Source organism: Microbacterium sp. NPDC089190 (assembly GCF_040701795.1).
Taxonomy (GTDB): domain Bacteria; phylum Actinomycetota; class Actinomycetes; order Actinomycetales; family Microbacteriaceae; genus Microbacterium; species Microbacterium galbum.
This window is the reverse complement of sequence record NZ_JBFBHF010000004.1, coordinates 95,349-114,459: the sequence shown is the minus strand read 5'-3', so window position 1 is coordinate 114,459 and position 19,111 is coordinate 95,349. Positions and strand designations below refer to the sequence as shown.

Sequence of the window (19,111 nt, the reverse complement as noted above, 5' to 3'; positions counted from 1 at the left end):
ATCAAAAGTTGCGTACGTAACGACCAACAAAAGGACGATGGTCCTGGGTCTTGTGATGCGCCGCCGATGAGGGCTAGCATCGCCGAACGATCCCACTCGCCGACGACGACGCCGGCACGGCCGAGGAGGCCCCATGTTGCACGGACTGACCGGATGGCATCTTCTGATCGTGCTCGCGGTGGTGGTTCTGCTGTTCGGCGCGGCCAGACTGCCCGCTCTCGCCAAGAGTGTGGGCCAGTCCGCTCGCGTCTTCCGCGGAGAGATCAAGGCGATGAAGGACGAGGGTGCCGCGCCTTCTGAGCCGCCGGCGGCCGCGGTGCGCGACGAGCGCCTTCCCCGGGAGACGCTGCTCGAGCCGCCCGCTCGCAGCTGAGCATCCATGCGCGCCCGCCGAGGGGACCGCTTCCCATGACCTTCGGTCTCACGATCGAGAAGCTCCTGCTCATCGGCGTGATAGCCGCGGTGATCATCGGCCCCGAGCGGCTTCCCGCGGCGGCCGAGTCTCTGCGCGCCTTCCTCACGCAGGCGCGCCGTCTCGCACGTTCCGCGCAGGAACACGTGCGGGATGAGCTCGGGCCCGAGGTGAGCGACGTCGACTGGCAGCGTCTCGACCCGCGTCGTTACGATCCTCGTCGCATCGTGCGAGAGGCCCTGTTCGCAGAGCCCGACGTACCCGCCGCGAGCTCGGCTCCGCCGTCGTCCGCGACGGATCACGCCGGTGGGACCGAGGCTCCGGTCCCCGCCGCCACGGGTCAGCGCGTTCCCGCGACGCCTCCCTCGCCAGGGGAGTGAGTGCGAGCGGTGCCCGCTCCGGCTGACACCCGTCGAAGCGCACCGAGGACCGTGCGCACCGCGGCGTAGGCCAGCGCATCGGGGCGGGCGAGGGCGTCGATGTGCCGCACGAGCTCGAGGTCGGACAGTGGTCGCAGCGCGAGGCCGTCGACGGCGAGAGAGGCCGACGTCGTGCGAGGCAGGATCGCGATGGCCGCGCCGGATCTGACCACCTCGGCTGTGACCGAGAACTCGTTGATGCGGTGGGCGACCTGCACGGGGCGGCCCGCGTGGGCCGCGAGGTGCTCGAGGATGCCGGCGAGGGGGAAGCCCTCCTGCACCGATACCCAGGTCTCACCGGCCACGTCGGCCGCCCGCAGCTGCTCCCGGCTCGCCAGGGGGTGCCCCGCGGGGAGGGCGATGTCGAGTGGCTCCGTGAGCAGCGGGGTCGCCACGACCCGGTCGGTCGGCCAGGGTGCGTCATGCGGTAGGCGATGGGCGATCACGATGTCGTGGTCGGCGGTGAGGCCCGGGAAGTCGCGGTGCGCGACGTCGGCGTCGGCGAGCCGCAGGGGAGGTGTGCTGCCGACCTCCCGCAGGAGCGGACCGAACAGCGCCAGACCTGCGCTATGGAACGCAGAGATGCGCACGGGGCGCCGCTCGCTGTCGAGGAACGCCCCCACGGCCTCGCGCGCATCGGTGAGCGCCTCATCGACCCGAGCGCCGGCCGCGGCCAGGGCCTCGCCCGCGGGCGTCAGTACGAGCACCCGTCCGCGCCGCACGGTGAGGGGAACCGGGACGTGCGACTGAAGGGTGGCGAGCTGTTGCGACACCGCCGACGCCGACACGTGCAGTGCGGCGGCGACCGCGACGACGCTGCCGCGGTCGCGCAGTTCACGGAGAACACGGAGGTGAACGACATCCATAAGCCTCAACTTATTTGACGATTAAAAAAGATCCCGTTGTTCTTCAACTTCACCTTCACGAAGCTGGGCGGGTGGCCCGCCGTGCTCCCGAACTCCTCGTCGATCTCCTCCTTCTCGCCGTCGCGGCCGCATGGGGGGCGAGCTTCCTCGCGGCGAAGGACCTGACCGATCAGGCGGGGGTCGCCTCCGCCGTCGCCCTCCGCTTCCTGGTCGCCGCACTCGCGTTGGCGGTCGTCTGCCTCGTGCGGCGCGAGCGGATGCCGCGCGGCCGAGGCCTCGCGGTCGCCTCTCTTCTCGGCTGCACCCAGGCCGCGGTGATCGGCTTCGAGACCTGGGGTGTGCACCTCACCTCGGCCACCAACGCGGGACTGCTGATCAGTCTCGCCCTCGTCTTCACTCCCGTGCTCGAAAGTGTCGCCGCGCGCTCGTGGCTGCCCCGGTCGTACTTCGTCGCCGCGGTCGCCGCCGTGGCGGGGGTCGCCCTTCTCGTCTCGGGTGGGGGGCTGCGCTCACCCTCCTGGGGCGACCTGCTCGTCATCTGCGCCGCCGTCGTCCGGGCCGTGCACGTCACCGCCAGCGCCCGGCTCACCCGCGGTCGAGGCGACAGCACCGCGGCAGTGGTCTGCGTGCAGCTCGCCGTGTGCGCCGCGCTGTCGTCGGCGATCGCCGGGGCCGACCTCCCGCGTGCGATCGGCGGGCTCTCGGCATCCGGATGGGTCGACGTCCTGTTCCTGGGTCTCGTGTGCTCGGTGTTCGCTTTCGTCGTGCAGTTGTGGGCCGTGCGGCGCACGTCGGCGACGCGAGCCAGCATCCTCATGGGCACCGAGCCCGTGTGGGCGCTGGCCGTCGGCGTCATCCTCGGCGGAGAGGCCGTGGGCCTGCCCGGGTGCGTGGGGGCCGCGCTCATCATCGGAGCCTCGTACGCGGGGCAGGCGATCGAGCGCCGACACCGCCGCGCCCTGGTCGCCGAGGCCCCGCGACCGGTCAGGAGCGCGGTGCCGCCGAGGGGCGCACCCACGATCTCGCGGTCGCGCTGATTCCCACGACCACGAGAACGATCGCCAGCCCGATCGAGGCGACGTCGCCGCCCGTGAGGGCGAGATCGTCGACCGGGCCGGCCGGGATCGCGCACCCCGTGACGCACGCCGCGTCGGGGGCGTGCGTGATCTCGACGGTGAGGAGCATCTCGCCTTCGCCGCCTGAGAGCTCCGCGGACCACGTCGACGGCGGCGCGAGCGCGCTCATGACGCCTCGACCGTCTCGCGGCGGCCCTCTTCCCGGGCGCGGGCGATGAGGTCGTCGACCCGGCGCCGCGACCGCCGGCGGCCGGTCGATGCGGCGAGCCCGATCAAGACCAGACCCAGGATCGCGAGCAGGTGCAACCACGGCACGGCCCACACCACGAGAGTCTGGGTCGCGGGCGCGACGACGAGAGACGAATCGGGTACGCCCGCGCTCACCGCGACCTCGACGAACAGCAGGCCGAGCGGCCACGCCGGTCGCGCTTCGCTGCGCACCGCGCGGGATTCGCCGGGGAGCAGCGTGCCGCGGTCGGAGGCGATGGCGTCGACCGTGTCGGTGAGGGCGAGTGCGGTGTTCCCGCTGTTGCGCACCGTGTAGTCGTAGGTCATCGTCCCGGGAGCGAAGAGGTTCCACGAGGGGGTGTAGTCCGCGCGCAGGCCGTCGACCGTGAGCGCGGGTGCGAGATCGCCCGTGACGCGGGTGGAGACCCGGAAGCCGACCCGGCTGTCGACGCCCACGCGGGTTCCGTCGGCGCCGGGCGAGGAGGAGCGGACGGATGCCGCCACCCCGGCCGCGTGATCGCCGGGGGTGGCGTTCTCCGGCACGACGATGTCGAACGCAACGATGCGGGTCTCGTTCGGGGCGAGGGTGACGGTGGGCTGGACGGCGATCCACGTGCCCGCGTCCGCGGACGCGCGATCGGCGGGCAGCATCGTGAAACGGCCGGTGTCGGTGTAGTACCCGTCGGCGGCGGTGAGGGCGAAGGTGGCTTCGCGCTCGCTGAAATTCTTCACCGCGAGGTGTTGGGTGACGCGTTGCCCAGGATCGAGTTCGACCTCGACCACCCGTCGTCCGTCGGGTCCGTCGGCCGCCGACGGCGTCACCGACCAGGTGACGGGGGCATCGGGCGCGGTCGTGGCGGCATCGGTCGTGGCGGCGGCGGCGGGGCTGCTCGACACGACCGCCGCGGCAGCTACGAGGAGTCCCCCCAACAAGGCGGACACCCCTCGCACGGCCGCGGCGCTCATGGATGGCCTCACTCCTCGAGCAGCGTCAGGGTGATGGTGGCCGCGTACGCGCCCGGGGCGACGGTCGACGGTGTCTTCAACAGCAGGTCTGCACTGGCGGAGTACGAGCCGCCTGCGGCGGCCTGTGAGCGGTCGGCGATCGAGAGCAGCTCGGCGTCGACGAAGCCGCCCGTACCGGGGGCGACGGGGTCGCCTTCGGCGACGAGCTGCGTGCCGCCGTCGGGGTTGCCGGAGAGGATCTTGGGGAACCACCCGAACGCGTCGGCCGCGACGATGTCGGGCTGGTCCGCGTCGCCGGTGAAGTCGGTGATGGCTCCCATGACGTACCAGTAGGAGTCGGGGTCGACGTCTTCGGGCTCGCGGGTGTCGGTGACCGTCACGGTGGGGAGGGTGCCGGCGAAGGTACGGTGCGTTCCCGACGACGGGCCCTCCGTGAGCGAGGTGCTGCCGTTCGCGACGGTGAGGGCGAGCACCCCGGGCTCCGCGTCGGGGGCGATGTCGACCTGGACGTCGACGGTGTCTTCTCCGGCGGCGAAAGCGGTGCCGCCCCCGGCGACGGCGAGGATGCCGATGCCGAGCGCGGCGACGCCGATGCGGGCCGAGAGCCCGCCACGCGAGAGAGAGGTCATGAGTACTCCGTTCTGACACCGCGCAGCGGTGGATCGTCGGCGGTCGCCGGCGGGTGAGGTGCGCGATCGGGCACGTCGCGGGAAGCCCAGGAGAGTCTCGTGGCGACGCTGTCACGACTCGGTTCGGCGGGGTCGATGCGACAGTAGTGCGCTCTTCTGTCAGCGTCAAGCAAAAGGTGTCGAGCGAGAGAACAATCTCAGGAGGACTGTCAAGGCGCGGATTCTCGCGAGATTATCCTCCGATGCGTCCTGATCAATACGACCCGGGTTGCGCTGTCGGGAAACCTGTCAGCATTTTAGAACACAAATCTGTCAAGTTTTGTAGACGTGCCGGCATAAGGCTCCTACGATGACCACCGTCGAGGATGACCCGTGCGATCTGAGCGGTCGTCGTCGCCCTCCGACGACGATCCGAAGGAGCAATGATGCCCGTACCCGCTGTATCGACCGGCCCCCGCCGGCGCAGCACCCGCGTCGCGAGGACCCTCGCGGCCGGTCTCCTGGGCGGAGCACTCGTGGCAACAGGAGCGATCCTGCCCGCCAGTGCCGCCGTCGCCCCCGCCGTCAACACGCCGGCGGACCTCCCCCTGCAAGAACCGGGTGTCACCCTGCGCACCTACATCACCCCGCCGCTGGGCGAGCTCTGCACGCTCAAGTCGGGCCAGACCCCCAACGTCGACAAGAAGATGTCGTCGATCGACTGGCTCACCGACGAGCAGTTCGGCGCTGCGGACAACTTCATCACCCACGCGTTGGCCAATCTCACGGTCGATCGGCCGGGTGACTACACCTTCCGCCTCACGAGCGACGACGGCTCGCGCCTCACGCTCGACGGAACCCTGCTCATCGACAACGACGGCTTGCACGGCGCCGAGTCGGTGGAGGCGACCGCGACACTCGACGTGGGCGTGCACGACCTCTTCGTGGAGATGTTCGAGGCGACCAACGGTCAGCAGCTCACGCTCGAGTGGAAGACGCCCGGAGACACGGCCTTCGCCGTCGTCCCCGAGAGCGTGCTCAGCACCGAAGCCGGCGTCGTGCGCGTGACGGCCCCCGGCACCAAGTATTGCGAAGGCAGCAGCGATTCCGCGGGCGACGGCCTGCGCCTCGACGCGGTCAATCCCGATTACACGCTCGTCGACCTGCGGCCCGAGGGATTCACCCCGAAGGTCTCCGGTCTGGCGTTCCTCGGTGACGGCGACCTCGCGGTGCTGACCACCGGATCCGTCAACTCCGGGGGCTGGGACACCTCGACCCCCGGCAAGGTCTACGTGCTCAAGGGCGCGCAGCAAGCCGACGGTCCCGAGGACGTCACGGTCGTCGAGGCGGCCGACGGCCTGCTCAACCCCATGGGCATCGACGTGATCGACGACAAGATCTACGTGTCCGAGCGCTACCAGCTCTCCGAACTCAGCGACGGCGACGGCGACGGCTCCTACGAGACGAAGCGGAAGGTCGCCGAATACCCCTCGGGCAACAACTTTCACGAGTTCGCCTTCGGCCTGATCCACGACGAGCAGAACTTCTACGTCAACCTCTCCGTCGCGATCGACAACGGCGGCGCCACGACCGATCCGCAGCCGGCGAGGAACCGCGGCACCTCGGTGAAGATCGATAGGGCCACCGGCGCCATCAGCTATGTCGCGGGCGGTCTGCGCACCCCGAACGGCGTGGCCTTCGGTCCCGAGGGCGAGCTCTTCGCAATGGACAATCAGGGCGCCTGGCTCCCCGCGAACAAGCTCGTCAACATCAAGCAGGACCGCTTCTTCAACCACTACACGAACCCCGCGGGCCCCTTCGATCAGAACCCCGTGACCCCTCCCGTGGTGTGGATCCCGCAGAACGAGATCGGCAACTCGCCCAGCACGCCCATCATGCTGAAGGACGGGCCCTTCGCGGGTCAGATGATGTTCGGCGATGTGACCTACGGCGGTCTGCAGCGCGCCTTCCTCGAGAAGGTCGACGGAGAGTTCCAAGGCGCGGTGTTCCGCCACTCCGCGGGCTTCGAGGTGGGCGTCAACCGCGTCATCGAGGGCCCGGACAAGTCGCTGTACATCGGCGGAACCGGTGAGGGCGGCAACTGGGGCGAGGCGGGCAAGCTCACCTACGGGCTGCAGAAGCTCGTCCCGAAGGCACAGCGCAGCACCTTCGACATGACGTCCATGAAGGTCGTCGAGGGCGGGTTCGAGATCGAGTACACCCAGCCCCTCTCCGACGAGACGGTCGCGAACCTCGCCTCCGCGTACACGGCCGAGCAGTGGCGCTACCTGCCCACTTCGACCTACGGCGGCCCCAAGATCGATGAGGAGATCCTCTCGCTCACCGGTGCCAGGGCATCCGAAGACCGGAAGACGGTGACGCTTTCGTTCGACGGGCTCAAGGAGGGACGCGTCGTGCACGTGCGCTCGCCGCAGCCTTTCGCCGCCGAGGACGGCCAGAAACTCTGGAGCACCGAGGCCTGGTACACGGTGAACTCGCTGCCGGGCTACGTCTCTCCCGCCGATGAGGGCTGGTACGAAGCCGAGGAGGCGCGTCTGATCGGTGGCGCCAAGTTCGACAACGAGCACAGCGGCTACTCGGGGGCGGGTTTCGCGGGCGGCATGTGGCAGGCGGGTTCCGCGTTCGAGTTCACGGTCTCCGCCGAGACCGCGGGCACCGTTCCCGTCAACGTCCGCTACTCCAACGGCCCGAACCCGGCGCCGGGGACGAAGGACGTGAACCTCTACGTCAACGGCCAGAACCTCGGCAAATGGGACTTCCCCTCGACGGGTGATTGGAAGACGTGGGCGACTGCCACGCGCGACATGCCCCTCGTGGCCGGCGCGAACACCATCGCGCTGAGGTTCGACACAGGCAACAAGGGCAACATCAACGTCGACGTGCTCTCGATCGGTACCATCGACCGCTGCGCTCCGGCACAGGTGGAGGACGGCTACCGCTCGCTCTTCGACGGCACCCTCGCCAGCCTCGAAGCCGGGTGGCGCATGGCCGGCCCGGGCGGATTCGGGCGCCAGGACGACTGCAGCATCCGCGGTCAGGGCGGTCTGGGCCTGCTCTGGTACACAGCCGAGAAGCTGACGGAGTACAGCCTGAAGCTCGACTGGAAGCTCATCGCCGACCACAACGGGGGCGTCTTCGTCGGGTTCCCCGACCCGAAGAACGACCCGTGGGTCGCGGTCAACCAGGGCTACGAGATCCAGATCGACGCGACCGACGCCGCCGACCGCACCACCGGCGCGATCTACACCTTCCAGGGTGCGGATGCCGCGGCCGTCGAGGCCTCGCTCAAGCCGGTCGGTCAGTGGAACGCGTACGAGATCGTCGTGAAGGGGAAGAACATCCAGATCTTCCTCAACGGCACGCTCGTGAACGACTTCACCAGCACGGATCCCGCTCGCGATCTGTCGCAGGGCTTCGTCGGCCTGCAGAACCACGGCGGGGGCGAAGCGGTGTCCTACCGCAACGTCCGGGTGAAGGACATCGACGAGCCGGCGCCCCTCGCGGTGACGGCGTCGGCCGAGGTCAAGTGCGTCGCCAAGAAGGCGTCGGTCACCGCTCGCGCGACGAACACCGACACGGTGCCTGTCGACGTGACGCTGAAGACGGCGTGGGGCGAGAAGGTCGTGACGGGCGTGCAGCCCGGGGCGACGGTGTTCCACACCTTCACGACGCGTCTGGCCGCGGTCCCCGCCGGAGAGACGACCGTCAGCGCGACCGGCGACGGTCGCATCGGCTCGGCGACGGCCGCCTTCGCGGCCAAGAGCTGCGGCTGATCCCCCCGGCACCCTCGGTGGCGGACTCCGTGTCCGCCACCGAGGGCGCTCCCCCTTCTCCCGAAAGCAGAGTGATGCTCTCCCGCCTCGGCCGCCGCGTCAGCCGCCATCGCCTCCTCGTCGTCGCCGCGTGGGCCCTTCTGGTCGTCATGGGCGCGACGCTGGCCGGCGATGTGTTCGACCGCACCGTCTCGGTCGCCGACGCCCCCGCGGGAAGCGAATCGCTCCGCGCGAGCGAGCGTCTCGACGCCCTCGACCCCGAGGGTGAACTCGTCACCGCCGTCCTGCGCGGAGAGGACTTCTTCTCCCCGACGGTGCGCGACAGCGCGACCGCGGTCGTGGGAGCGATCCGCGCCGTCCCCGGCGTCGTCGACGTGACCGACGCCTACACAGCGGGCGGCGCCATCGGCGACGACGGCCGCTCGTCGCTGATCGTGGTCGAGCTCGATCGCGCTCTCACCGGGGAGGCGGCGGTCGCCACGGCATCCGAGGTCTCTGCTCTCCTGCATGCGATCGCCGTACCCGAGGTGCTCGTGGGAGGTCCGCTGCTGGCGGAGCAGGCGTTCGTCGACCGCGCCACCACCGACGCCGCCCTCGGCGAGGGCATCGCGGTCATCCTCCTCATCGTCCTGCTCACGGTCGCGCTCGGCTCGATCCGCATCGCCCTCGTCCCCGTGGTCGCCGCTCTCGCCGCGATCGCGCCGACCCTCGCGGTCCTCGGCGGTGTCGCCCGCGTCACCGATGTGAACGAGTTCGCGGTCAACGTCGTCACGATCCTCGGGCTCGGGCTCGCGGTGGACTACAGCCTCCTCATCGTTCTCCGTCTGCGCGATGAGCGCGCGGGAAACCCGGATGCCGCGGTCGACGATCTCGTCGGCCGCACCCTCGCCGGCGCGGGACGGGCCGTGCTCGTCTCGGGGCTCGCGGTGGGCATCGCCCTCATCGGCATCCTCGTGCTCGGTGACCCCCTGCTCTCCGGCATGGCCCTCGGTGGCGCGGTGGTCGTCGGGTTCGCGACCCTCGCGGGACTCACCCTCGTCCCCGCCTGCCTTTCACTCGCGCTCCGGGCGCTCCCCGCGGCGGGGCAGCGCACCTGGGCACGCCCGTGGGCCCGTCGACCGCGCGCACCGCGCGCGAGCCTGCTCGCACGATCGACCGCGCTGGCGCAACGCCGCCCGACGGTCGTCGCCCTGGCCGCGACAGCGATCCTCCTCGCGCTCGCCGCGCCCGTGGCATCCCTCTCCCTCGACGACTCCGACATCCGCTCCCTCCCCGCCTCCGGCGAAGAGCGCCGCGCGTACGAGGCCAGCACGACCGGGTTCACCGGGATCGGCGTCGAGCCCGTCACGGTGGTGCTCGAGGGGGCGGTGCAGCAGGCCGAGGTCACGGGTGTCCTCGACCAGATCGCCGCCTTGCCCGAGGTCGCCGACGCCGACCTGGTGCAGGGCCTGCCCGCGGAGGTGACGGCGGTCGCATTCACCCCCGTCGGCGACACCGCGACAGGACCCGCCGCGCAGCGCCTCGTCGAGGCCGTGCGGGCGATCGATGCCGCGGTGCCGCTCGCCGTGACCGGCCCCGCCGCGGCGTTGATCGACTCCCGCGACCACCTCCTCGATCGGCTGCCGTGGGCCGCCCTCGTCGTCGCCGCGGCGAGCTTCGGGCTGCTGTTCGCGCTCACCCGGTCGGTGGTGATCCCGGTGAAGGCGCTCGTGCTCGCCGCGCTCACCGTGGCCTCGACCCTCGGGGTCTTGACCGCTGTCTTCGGCTGGGGCTGGGGCGCACCGGTACTCGGCTTCGCGCCCACCGGCACGCTCGATGTCACGACCCCTCTGCTCATCGGTCTGCTGGCGTTCGGTCTGACCATGGACTACGAGGTGTTCCTGCTCGCGCGCATCACCGAACGCTGGCGCTCGCGGGATCGCGCCGCCGACCCCCGCGTCGCCAACGCCGAGGCCGTCCGCCACGGCATCGGCCGCACCGGGCCGGTCGTGACCCTCGCTGCTGCGGCGATCTGCATCGTGTTCCTCGGCTTCGCCTTCGGCGGGCTCGTGGCGATGAAGGAGATCGGCATCGGGATGGTGGTGGCCGTGATCCTCGACGTCACACTCGTACGCGGGCTGCTGCTTCCGGCTCTCATGACCCTCCTCGGTCGCGCGAACTGGTGGCCCGGCGGGCGGTCGGCCCGGCGGTCGTCGTCCGACGACACGGCATCCGTCCCCGTCGTCCGGCCCGGCGCCGAGCACGTGCACGATCGGGGTGAGCCGGTGCGGTCGTAGGCTGGACGCATGCACGGCGAGTACAAGGTCCCGGGGGGAAAGCTGGTCGTCGTCGACCTCGAGGAGCGCGAGGGCCGCATCCACGGCTTCCACCTCGCGGGCGACTTCTTCCTCGAGCCCGACGACGCCCTCGACGACATCGACGCGGCCGTGAACGGCCTGCCCGTCGAGTCCGACGTGCCCACGATCGCGGCGGCCATCCGCGCCGCCCTGCCCGAGGGTGCGCAGCTGCTCGGCTTCACGCCCGAGTCGGTCGCCACGGCCATCCGCCGCGCGCTCGTGACGGCTCCCGGCTGGGCCGACTTCGAGTGGGAGGTCGTGCACGACGCTCCGGTGTCGCCGCGCATGAACCTCGCGCTCGACGAGGTGCTGACCGCCCGCGTGGGCGCGGGGCTCCGCAAGCCCACGCTGCGCCTGTGGGAGTGGAACGAGAACGCCGTCGTGATCGGCTCGTTCCAGTCGCTGCGCAACGAGGTCGACCCCGAGGGCGCCGAGAAGCACGGCTTCGACGTCGTGCGCCGCATCTCGGGCGGCGGTGCGATGCTCATGGCCGCGAACTCGATCGTGACGTACTCGCTGTACGTCCCGGCATCCCTCGTGGCCGGCATGACCTTCGCCGACTCGTACGCCTTCCTCGACGACTGGGTGCTGCAGGCGCTGCGGTCGCTCGGCATCGACGCGGTGTACCAGCCGCTGAACGACATCGCCGGTCCCCACGGCAAGATCGGCGGCGCCGCGCAGAAGCGCCTCGCCAACGGCGGCGTGCTGCACCACGCGACGCTCAGCTACGACATGGACGGCCAGGTGCTCACCGAGGTGCTGCGCATCGGCCGCGAGAAGCTCAGCGACAAGGGCACCGTGTCGGCGGCCAAGCGCGTCGACCCCCTGCGCAGTCAGACCGGCCTGCCGCGGGACCAGGTCATCGACCGCTTCATCCAGACCTTCACGACGCTCTACGGCGCGACCGAGGGACGCATCACCGACGAGGAGTACGCCGAGGCCGAGGCCCTGGTCGAGACGAAGTTCGCCACCGACGCGTGGCTGCAGCGCGTCCCGTGAGCATCGACGCCCTGCCTGACGCCCCCGAACCCGGCCGCGTCGAGATCCACCACGCCGACAACCTGACCGTCACTCCGGCCTACACCGACGGCTCGTTCGCCCTCGTCTACCTCGACCCTCCTTTCAACACGGGGCGTACCCGCTCGAAGGCGGTCGAGTCGGCGACCTGGACGGCGCCGGTCGAAGAGCCTCAGGATGCCGCCGAGCCGGAGCCCGCGGGATCCGTCGACGATCCGAACATGCTGACGTTCCCCGAAGACGAACCGCCCCCGCCGCCGGTGGTGCAGCGCGGCTTCCACGGGCGTGAGTACGCGCGCCTGCGCGGTGACCTGCGCACCTACGACGACCGCTTCGACGACTACTGGGGCTTCCTCGAGCCGCGGCTCATCGAGGCGTGGCGCCTGCTCGCCGACGACGGCACGCTGTACCTGCACCTCGACTACCGCGAGGTGCACTACGCGAAGGTGATGTGCGACGCGCTGTTCGGGCGGGACAAGTTCCTCAACGAGCTCATCTGGGCGTACGACTACGGCGCGAAGACCAAGCGCCGCTGGCCCACGAAGCACGAGACGATCCTCGTGTACGTGAAGAACCCCGCGACCTACTTCTTCGATTCGGATGCCGTGGACCGCGAGCCGTACATGGCCCCGGGCCTCGTGACCGCCGAGAAGGCCGCCCGCGGCAAGATGCCCACCGACGTCTGGTGGCACACGATCGTGCCGACGACCGGACGCGAGAAGACGGGGTACCCCACGCAGAAGCCCGAGGGCGTGCTGCGGCGCATGGTGCAGGCGTCGAGCCGCCCCGGCGACCGCGTCCTCGACATGTTCGCCGGCAGCGGCACGCTCGGGGCGGTCGCGGCTCCGCTCGGTCGTGACGCCGTGCTCATCGACGACAACGCGGATGCCGTGTCCGTCATGCACACGCGCCTGGAGCCGTTCGCGGGCTGACGCGCCGGACCCTCGGGCTGACGCGCCGCGGCCTCGTCGAAGCCCTCCGCTCGTCGCACGCCCCGGCAGTCCCGCGCATCGCGGCCCGCCACGCCGGGTTCCGGCTCGGCCGCCCCCGACGTCGCCGCCCGCGCCTAGGGTGAGCGCATGGAATTCGGCATCTTCGTCCCCCAGGGCTGGCGTTTCGACCTCGTCGGCATCGATCCCTCCGACCACTGGCGCGTCATGAACGCCCTCGCCCAGAGCGCCGACGACGGCCCCTGGGCCTCGCTGTGGGTCTACGACCACTTCCACACCACGCCCGTCCCCAGCGCCGAGGCCACGCACGAGGCGTGGACGCTCATGGCCGCCTTCGCCGCGGCGACCGACCGCGTGCGCCTCGGCCAGATGTGCACGTGCATGGGCTACCGCAACCCGGCCTACCTCGCGAAGGTCGCGGCGACCGTCGACGCGATCTCGGGAGGCCGCGCCGAGATGGGTATCGGCGGTGGCTGGTACGAGCACGAGTGGAAGGCGTACGGCTACGGCTTCCCGCCCATCGCCGAGCGTCTCGGGCGCCTCCGCGAGGGCGTCGAGATCATGCATCAGGCGTGGACGACAGGGGAAGCCACCCTGTCGGGGAAGTACTACGAGGTCGACGGCGCGATCGTGCAGCCGAAGCCGCTCCAGCCCGGCGGCATCCCGCTGTGGATCGCCGGCGGCGGCGAGAAGGTCACCCTCAAGATCGCGGCGAAGTACGCCTCGTACACGAACTTCGGCGGCTCTCTCGAGGAGTTCGACCACAAGTCCGAAGTTCTGCGCGGGCACTGCGAGACCCTCGGTCGTGACGCGGGCGAGATCACGCGCTCGACGAACTTCAACACGATCGTCGCCGAGACCGAGGCCGAGGCCGACGAGCGCCTGGCCGCGGTCGTGGCGCGTCTGCGCCCGCACGTGGGGGACGAGCGGGCGGATGCCATCGAGGCCGACTACCGCTCCTCCGACGGTTTCGGCACTCCGGAGCAGATCGTCGAGCGCCTGCGCGAGCGCGCCGACCACGGCCTCGGCTACGCGATCCACTACTTCCCCGAGGCCGCGTACGACACCTCCGGCATCTCGCTGTTCGAGCGCGAGGTGATCCCCGCTCTCTAGGAGCGCCCGTCGGGCGGCTGTTGTGCCCGAGAGCAGCCGCCCCGATGCTCCGGTGTCCGTGCCGCGCCGCGCCGCGCCCGCCGACGGTTTCCGCGGCCCGCCACGCCTGCCGGCGGTCTCCACGCTCCGTCCCACCCGCCCCGACGCACCGCGCGTCAGACGAGCGGATCCACGTCGGCGTAGGCGGCGACCTCGATGGGCGGGACGGATGCCGTGACGTCGAACACCCGCGCACGCCGACGCGCGGCATCCCACGCCGGCCAGCCGGGATCGCCGTCGCGCACGAACGCGACCGCCGCGCCGTGCACCTGGGCGCCGAGTGCTCGCGGAGGGGCATCCCCGGCGATCGCCGCAACGCCGTCGCCGTCGAGGTGGTCGAACCAGAACGGCACGTCGAGGCAGTGGCACGCCCCACCGAACATCGGCGACGGCCAGGCGAAGCGGTAGACCCAGGTCGCCGGTGTCGACCCCGAGGCCGAAGGAGCGTCGGCAGCGATCCTCGCGGAGGCCGCCCGCGCCCGCGCCACCCGCAGCACCGTCGCCCGGATCACCCGGTCCGTCGCGTATCCGCCGAGGACCGCCGCGGCGCCCCGACGCCGCGTGCGCTCGAGGTAGGCGCGCCGCCGCGAGCGCCCGAGACCGAGCACGGCCAGCGCCAGCGACACGGGCACGACCCGCAGCGCGGCCCGGTAGCGAGAGGTCAACATCGTGAACTCGTCGTCGGTCGAGCCGATGACCAGGGGCACGCCGGGCTCCTCGGCGAGAGCGTCGAGCGGATGCCGCGGCAGCACATCACCGTCGATCACCGGCCCGAGCGGAAGCCCCTCATCGAACAGCGCCGTCAGCGCCGCGAGGGCGCGTCCGCGCGGCGGCTTCCCGGCGGCTTTCTGCAGCGCGATCAGCCGTTCCTCCGGCACGGTCGCGAGCCCCTCGCGGTCGGCGGTGACCCCGGCCAGCGACGCCACGCGTTCGGTGAAGCGCCGGGCGGAATCGACGGCGACGGCCCCGATCGCCGGCGAGATCGCCATCGCGCCGCGGAAGAGTCCGGATGCCGCGGGGCTCGCCATCAGCGCGAGCACCGAGCCGCCGCCCGCCGACTGGCCCGCCACCGTCACGCGCGTCGGGTCGCCGCCGAAGGCGCCGATCTCGTCGCGTACCCACTCGAGGGCGGCGATTTGATCACGGAGGCCGCGGTTCGCGGGTGCCCCCTCGATGAGGCCGAAGCCGTCGAAGCCGATCCGGTACGAGATCACGACCGTGATCACGCCGTCGCGCGCGAACGCGTCGCCGTCGTACCACCGGCTCGCGGGCGATCCCGAGGTGTAGCCCCCGCCGTGGATCCACACAAGCACCGGGAGGGTGGCATCCGGCTCTCGATCCGCGGGCGCGAAGACGTTGACGTTCAGGGTGGCGTCGCCCGGGACGCTCGGCTCGGGGATGAGGGTGATGCCGGCGTCACCCCGCTGCGCGGTCGCTCCGTAGGCGATCGCGTCGCGCTCGCCGTCCCAGGGCTCGACGGGGACGGGGGCCGCGAAGCGCAACGGCCCGATCGGAGGCTGGGCGAACGGGATGCCGAGGAACACGGCGGTCCAATCACGGCGGAACCCCCGCAGGCGTCCCTTCGAGGTGGTGGCGAGCACGGCGGCATCCATTCCCCCATCCTGCCGGTCCGGGCTCACCCCCGACCGCGGTCCCATCCGTTCAGCGCGAGGAACGTCTGGCTCGCCCGCCGGAACATCGACCGGGAACCACTCGCGCCCCTCGGGCGGATACGGTTGGTCCGCGTGCGCGGCGGCGGCGCACAACTCCGGAGATTCGTGCCTGTTTCGGCCTCGGTGGGCGGGTTCGCGCCCGAATCGCAGGAGTTGTGCACGCGCCGCCGCGCGTGCCCCGCGGCCCGGCCTGCCTCGACGCCGCGTGGCCCGCGCGCGTCACGCGTCGCGGCGCGCACCCTCCGAGGGGGTCACCGTGAACACGTTCGGGGCGCGGAACCCGGATGCCGCGAACGCGGCCCGCACGGCATCCGTCGCCACTGGGATCAGGCCGACGGGCATCAGTGCGATCGCCGCGCCGCCGAAGCCGCCGCCGGTCATCCGCGCGCCGAGCGCACCCGAAGCGAGCGTCGTCTCGACCGCGAGATCGAGCTCGGGCACCGAGATCTCGAAGTCGTCCCGCATCGAGGCGTGCGAGGCGACGAGCAGGTCGCCGATCGCGGCGGGACCGTCGGCGTCGAGGGCGGCGACGGTGTCGAGCACGCGCTGGTTCTCGGTCACGACATGGCGGACCCGGCGGAAGGTGACGTCGTCGAGGATCTCCGCCGCGCGGGGCAGGTCGTCGACCGTGAGATCGCGCAGGGAGTCGACTCCGAACGCGGCCGCCCCGCGCTCGCACGCCTCGCGACGCTCGCGGTAGCCCCCCGTGGAGTGCGCGTGCTCGACGAGCGTGTCGACCACGAGGATCGCCAGGCCCGCGTCGGAGAAGCCGAGCGCGACGGGACGCGTCTCGAGCGTGCGGCAGTCGAGGAAGGTTGCCGCGTCGGCGACGCCGAGCATCGAGGCCATCTGGTCCATGATCCCGGTGGGGGCGCCGACGGCGTCGTTCTCGGCGGTGCGTCCCACCCGGGCGAGCGCGACCTTGTCGAGACCCGCGTTCCACACATCGTTGAGGGCGGATGCCACGGCCCCCTCGATCGCGGCCGACGACGACAGGCCGGCACCCACGGGCACGTCGGAGGCGAGGGCGATGTCGACACCGCGCGGCACGGCATCCGGGGCCTCCCGACGCAGCGCCCACGCCACGCCCAGCGGGTAGCCTGCCCAGTCGAGGCCGCCGGCGGCGATCCGGGCGTCGAGGTCGGCGAGCGAGACCTCCACCGGATCGGGGGCGAACGTCGAGGTCACGCGGATGACGTCGTCGGAGCGTACCGCGACGGCCGCGGCGGTGCGCTGCGCGATCGCGAAGGGGAAGACGAAGCCCTCGTTGTAGTCGGTGTGCTCGCCGATGAGGTTGGCGCGACCGGGAGCCGACCACACCCCGGCCTCCGGGGCGTCGGTGAGGGTGGTGAGAAGGGTGCGGGCGTCGTCGACGGCGGTCATACCGTCACCTCCGGAACGGTGTCGAGGGCGGCGCGCAGGCGCTCGGCCTGCGATTCGGGGGTCACGTCGCCGATCCAGGCGCCCATGGCGGCCTCGGATCCGGCGAGGTACTTCAGCTTGTCGGCGGCGCGACGGGGGGAGGTGATCTGCAGGTTGAGGCGCACGGCATCCCGGCCCCGTCCGACCGGCGCCTGATGCCAGGCGGCGATGTAGGGGGTGGGGGTGTCGTAGAGCGCGTCGATGCCGCGCAGCAGTCGCAGGTAGAACGGGGCGAGCTCGTCGCGCTCGGCGTCGGTCGTCTCGGCGAGGTCGGCGACGTGGCGGTGCGGGAGCACGTGCACCTCGATGGGCCAGCGCGCGGCGAAGGGGACGAACGCGGTCCAGTGCTCTCCGCGCAGCACGACGCGCTCGCCGCCCTGCTCGAACTCCAGGATGCGCGCGAACAGGTCGATCGAGGTGCGCGAGATCGTGTCGAGCAGGCGGTGCGTGCGCGGGGTCACGTACGGGTAGGCGTAGATCTGCCCGTGCGGGTGGGGGAGCGTGACCCCGATCTGCTCTCCGCGGTTCTCGAACGGGAACACCTGACGGATGCCGGGCAGAGCCGACAGCGCCGCGGTGCGGTCCGCCCATGCCTCGATGACGGTGCGGGCGCGGGTGCGCGAGAGCGAGCCGAACGACCCCTCGTGCGCGGGGCTGAAGCACACGACCTCGCACCGGCCGACCGAGGTGCGCGTGCGGCCGAGGCCGAGGTGCTCGAGGTCGTCGTCGCCGCGCGGCGGGTCGACGGCGGTAGGGGCGTCGCCGACGGCCGCGTCGAGGGCGGGGCCGAACGACGGGGACTTGTTCTCGAACACCGCCACGTCATAGAGCGACGGGATCTCCGAGGGGTTCGTCGGCGTCTGCGGAGACAGCGGGTCGAGGTGGGCGGGGGGCAGGAACGCTCGGTTCTGCCGATTGGATGCCACGGTGATCCAGTCACCGGTCAGCACGTCCTGCCGCATGGTCGCCGTCGTCGGCCGCGGGTCGAGGGTGCGGGCGTCGACCGCGCGCTCGGCGCCGAGCGTCGTGTCGGGGTCGTCGAAGTAGATGAGCTCGCGTCCGTCGGCGAGGCGGGTGGGCCGCTTGACGACGCCGGCGCCCAGGGGCTCCGCGGTGAGGCTGTCCGTGTTCACGATAACACGCTACATCCGGGCCGTGATATCGTCAACATCGAGGGGGCGTGATGCGCGTATCCATGGCCGATGTGGCCGAGAGGGCCGGAGTCTCGGCGCAGACCGTGTCGCGCGTGGCCAACGGCAGCCCCCGCGTCGACCCGGCCACGCGTGCCCGCGTCGAGAAGGCGATGGCCGACCTCGGGTACCGCATGCACCGCGCCGCCCGTGCGTTGCGCACGGGTCAGACCTCCACCATCGGTCTCGTCGTGTCGACCCTCGCATCCGTCGGCAACTCCCGCATGCTCCAGGCCATCTCCGAGGCCGCCGCCGCCCGTGACTATGCGCTCGCCGTGGTGACGGTGGGCGAGCGCGGTATCCGCGACGCCTTCGCGCGGCTGCGATCGCAGGGCGTCGACGGGGCGGTGGTGCTGAACGAGGCGACCGAGCTCGCCCGCGACGTCGACCCGCCCGCCGACCTCCACGTGGTCGTGGTCGATTCGCCGCCCGACGCGCGTTTCTCGATCGTGCAGACCGACCACGCCGCCGGCGCCCGCGCCGCGACCGCGCATCTGCTGGCGCTCGGCCACGACACGGTGCACCACCTCGGAGGGCCGCGCGGCTCGTTCGCCGCGGCCGAGCGCGAACGAGGGTGGCGCTTCGCGCTCGCCGACGCCGGGCTCGTCACCCCCGAGCCGGTCCGCGGCGATTGGACCTCGGCGTCCGGTCATCGGGCGGTGTCGCACCTGCTCGAGGCGACGGCGATCTTCGTCGCCAACGATCAGATGGCGCTCGGCGCGCTGCGGGCCCTCGCCGATGCGGGGCGGCGCGTTCCCGAAGACGTCTCCGTCGTCGGCTTCGACGACATCGCGGATGCCGCCGAGTTCCGTCCACCCCTGACCACGGTGCGCCAAGACTTCGACGCCCTCGGTCGGCGCGCCGTCACGGCGCTCGTCGGTGCGATCGAGGGAGGGGAGCCGATCGCCGAGACGGTTCCCGCGTCGGTGGTCGTGCGCCGGAGCACCGCCCAGGCCTGACGCGCGCCGGGGTCGGGGGCCCCGGGTGTGCTCCCCGGGGTGT

At 71.5% G+C, this 19,111-nt stretch carries 16 protein-coding genes; 9 read left to right on the top strand and 7 right to left on the bottom strand.

The window, feature by feature from the left end; all coding sequences use genetic code 11:
- Positions 1-133 precede the first annotated feature (133 nt).
- Entirely contained in the window at positions 134-373 is a 240-nt protein-coding gene (locus AB0230_RS13975) for a twin-arginine translocase TatA/TatE family subunit (RefSeq protein WP_315994454.1), read from the top strand.
- Positions 374-408: 35 nt separating this feature from the next.
- Positions 409-792 carry a twin-arginine translocase TatA/TatE family subunit gene (locus tag AB0230_RS13970; RefSeq protein ID WP_315994455.1) on the top strand — a complete coding sequence of 128 codons (384 nt, stop codon included), beginning with the start codon at positions 409-411 and terminating at the stop codon, positions 790-792.
- On the opposite strand, the gene AB0230_RS13965 is transcribed toward AB0230_RS13970, so the two are convergent.
- Positions 753-1,697: a LysR family transcriptional regulator gene (locus tag AB0230_RS13965; protein ID WP_315994456.1), complete on the bottom strand. Its 945-nt coding sequence runs from the start codon at positions 1,695-1,697 to the stop codon at positions 753-755. The genes AB0230_RS13970 and AB0230_RS13965 overlap by 40 nt on opposite strands.
- Before the next feature lie 71 nt (positions 1,698-1,768).
- On the opposite strand from AB0230_RS13965, the gene AB0230_RS13960 reads away from it, so the two are divergent.
- The gene (locus tag AB0230_RS13960; protein WP_366376358.1) at positions 1,769-2,734 is read left to right on the top strand and encodes a DMT family transporter; all 966 of its coding nucleotides are present in this window, start codon (positions 1,769-1,771) and stop codon (positions 2,732-2,734) included.
- Here the strand turns inward: AB0230_RS13960 and AB0230_RS13955 are convergent.
- Genes AB0230_RS13955 through AB0230_RS13945 form a run of 3 tightly spaced genes read right to left on the bottom strand, consistent with a single transcriptional unit; the run spans position 2,682 to position 4,596 of the window.
- On the bottom strand, positions 2,682-2,942 hold the full coding sequence (locus AB0230_RS13955) for a hypothetical protein (RefSeq protein ID WP_366376356.1): 261 nt from the start codon (positions 2,940-2,942) through the stop codon (positions 2,682-2,684). The two genes, AB0230_RS13960 and AB0230_RS13955, sit on opposite strands and share 53 nt — an antisense overlap.
- Positions 2,939-3,967 (bottom strand): DUF916 domain-containing protein, encoded by a 1,029-nt coding sequence (locus tag AB0230_RS13950; protein ID WP_366376354.1) that lies wholly within the window; start codon positions 3,965-3,967, stop codon positions 2,939-2,941. Before AB0230_RS13950 ends, AB0230_RS13955 begins: the two co-directional genes overlap by 4 nt.
- A gap of 8 nt (positions 3,968-3,975) precedes the next feature.
- Positions 3,976-4,596, bottom strand: a complete 621-nt coding sequence (locus tag AB0230_RS13945; protein WP_315994460.1) for a hypothetical protein — start codon at positions 4,594-4,596, stop codon at positions 3,976-3,978.
- A 425-nt stretch (positions 4,597-5,021) separates the two neighbouring features.
- Here AB0230_RS13945 and AB0230_RS13940 point away from each other — a divergent pair, with 425 nt between their 5' ends.
- From AB0230_RS13940 to AB0230_RS13920, 5 genes are all read left to right on the top strand, one after another.
- On the top strand, positions 5,022-8,369 hold the full coding sequence (locus tag AB0230_RS13940) for a family 16 glycoside hydrolase (RefSeq protein WP_366376352.1): 3,348 nt from the start codon (positions 5,022-5,024) through the stop codon (positions 8,367-8,369).
- Between the two features lie 74 nt (positions 8,370-8,443).
- Entirely contained in the window at positions 8,444-10,645 is a 2,202-nt protein-coding gene (locus AB0230_RS13935) for an MMPL family transporter (RefSeq protein WP_366376350.1), read from the top strand.
- 9 nt (positions 10,646-10,654) lie between these two features.
- Positions 10,655-11,704, top strand: coding sequence for a biotin/lipoate A/B protein ligase family protein (locus AB0230_RS13930; protein ID WP_315994463.1), 1,050 nt, complete (start codon positions 10,655-10,657; stop codon positions 11,702-11,704).
- Positions 11,701-12,654, top strand: a complete 954-nt coding sequence (locus AB0230_RS13925) for a site-specific DNA-methyltransferase (protein ID WP_366376348.1) — start codon at positions 11,701-11,703, stop codon at positions 12,652-12,654. Before AB0230_RS13930 ends, AB0230_RS13925 begins: the two co-directional genes overlap by 4 nt.
- A 147-nt stretch (positions 12,655-12,801) precedes the next feature.
- Positions 12,802-13,785: an LLM class F420-dependent oxidoreductase gene (locus AB0230_RS13920; protein WP_366376346.1), complete on the top strand. Its 984-nt coding sequence runs from the start codon at positions 12,802-12,804 to the stop codon at positions 13,783-13,785.
- A 155-nt stretch (positions 13,786-13,940) separates the two neighbouring features.
- On the opposite strand, the gene AB0230_RS13915 is transcribed toward AB0230_RS13920, so the two are convergent.
- The 3 genes from AB0230_RS13915 to galT form a co-directional block, all read right to left on the bottom strand.
- The gene (locus tag AB0230_RS13915) at positions 13,941-15,437 is read right to left on the bottom strand and encodes a carboxylesterase family protein (RefSeq protein WP_366376344.1); all 1,497 of its coding nucleotides are present in this window, start codon (positions 15,435-15,437) and stop codon (positions 13,941-13,943) included.
- 279 nt (positions 15,438-15,716) lie between these two features.
- Positions 15,717-16,880, bottom strand: a complete 1,164-nt coding sequence (galK, locus tag AB0230_RS13910) for a galactokinase (RefSeq protein WP_315994467.1) — start codon at positions 16,878-16,880, stop codon at positions 15,717-15,719.
- Positions 16,877-18,052 (bottom strand): galactose-1-phosphate uridylyltransferase, encoded by a 1,176-nt coding sequence (gene galT / locus AB0230_RS13905; protein ID WP_366376342.1) that lies wholly within the window; start codon positions 18,050-18,052, stop codon positions 16,877-16,879. The genes galK and galT overlap by 4 nt, the downstream gene beginning before the upstream one ends.
- A gap of 50 nt (positions 18,053-18,102) precedes the next feature.
- Between galT and AB0230_RS13900 the strand changes: the two genes are divergently transcribed.
- Positions 18,103-19,068 (top strand): LacI family DNA-binding transcriptional regulator, encoded by a 966-nt coding sequence (locus AB0230_RS13900; RefSeq protein ID WP_363389165.1) that lies wholly within the window; start codon positions 18,103-18,105, stop codon positions 19,066-19,068.
- The last annotated feature ends 43 nt before the right edge of the window (positions 19,069-19,111 follow it).

What these genes read in the sequence shown, in the direction of transcription:
- AB0230_RS13975 (WP_315994454.1), top strand. Translation starts at nt 134, where the DNA reads ATGTTGCACGGACTGACCGGATGGCATCTTCTGATCGTGCTCGCGGTG.
- AB0230_RS13970 (WP_315994455.1), top strand. Translation starts at nt 409, where the DNA reads ATGACCTTCGGTCTCACGATCGAGAAGCTCCTGCTCATCGGCGTGATA.
- AB0230_RS13965 (WP_315994456.1), bottom strand. Translation starts at nt 1,697, where the DNA reads ATGGATGTCGTTCACCTCCGTGTTCTCCGTGAACTGCGCGACCGCGGC.
- AB0230_RS13955 (WP_366376356.1), bottom strand. Translation starts at nt 2,942, where the DNA reads ATGAGCGCGCTCGCGCCGCCGTCGACGTGGTCCGCGGAGCTCTCAGGC.
- AB0230_RS13950 (WP_366376354.1), bottom strand. Translation starts at nt 3,967, where the DNA reads ATGAGCGCCGCGGCCGTGCGAGGGGTGTCCGCCTTGTTGGGGGGACTC.
- AB0230_RS13945 (WP_315994460.1), bottom strand. Translation starts at nt 4,596, where the DNA reads ATGACCTCTCTCTCGCGTGGCGGGCTCTCGGCCCGCATCGGCGTCGCC.
- AB0230_RS13940 (WP_366376352.1), top strand. Translation starts at nt 5,022, where the DNA reads ATGCCCGTACCCGCTGTATCGACCGGCCCCCGCCGGCGCAGCACCCGC.
- AB0230_RS13935 (WP_366376350.1), top strand. Translation starts at nt 8,444, where the DNA reads ATGCTCTCCCGCCTCGGCCGCCGCGTCAGCCGCCATCGCCTCCTCGTC.
- AB0230_RS13930 (WP_315994463.1), top strand. Translation starts at nt 10,655, where the DNA reads ATGCACGGCGAGTACAAGGTCCCGGGGGGAAAGCTGGTCGTCGTCGAC.
- AB0230_RS13920 (WP_366376346.1), top strand. Translation starts at nt 12,802, where the DNA reads ATGGAATTCGGCATCTTCGTCCCCCAGGGCTGGCGTTTCGACCTCGTC.
- AB0230_RS13915 (WP_366376344.1), bottom strand. Translation starts at nt 15,437, where the DNA reads ATGGATGCCGCCGTGCTCGCCACCACCTCGAAGGGACGCCTGCGGGGG.
- galK (WP_315994467.1), bottom strand. Translation starts at nt 16,880, where the DNA reads ATGACCGCCGTCGACGACGCCCGCACCCTTCTCACCACCCTCACCGAC.
- AB0230_RS13900 (WP_363389165.1), top strand. Translation starts at nt 18,103, where the DNA reads ATGCGCGTATCCATGGCCGATGTGGCCGAGAGGGCCGGAGTCTCGGCG.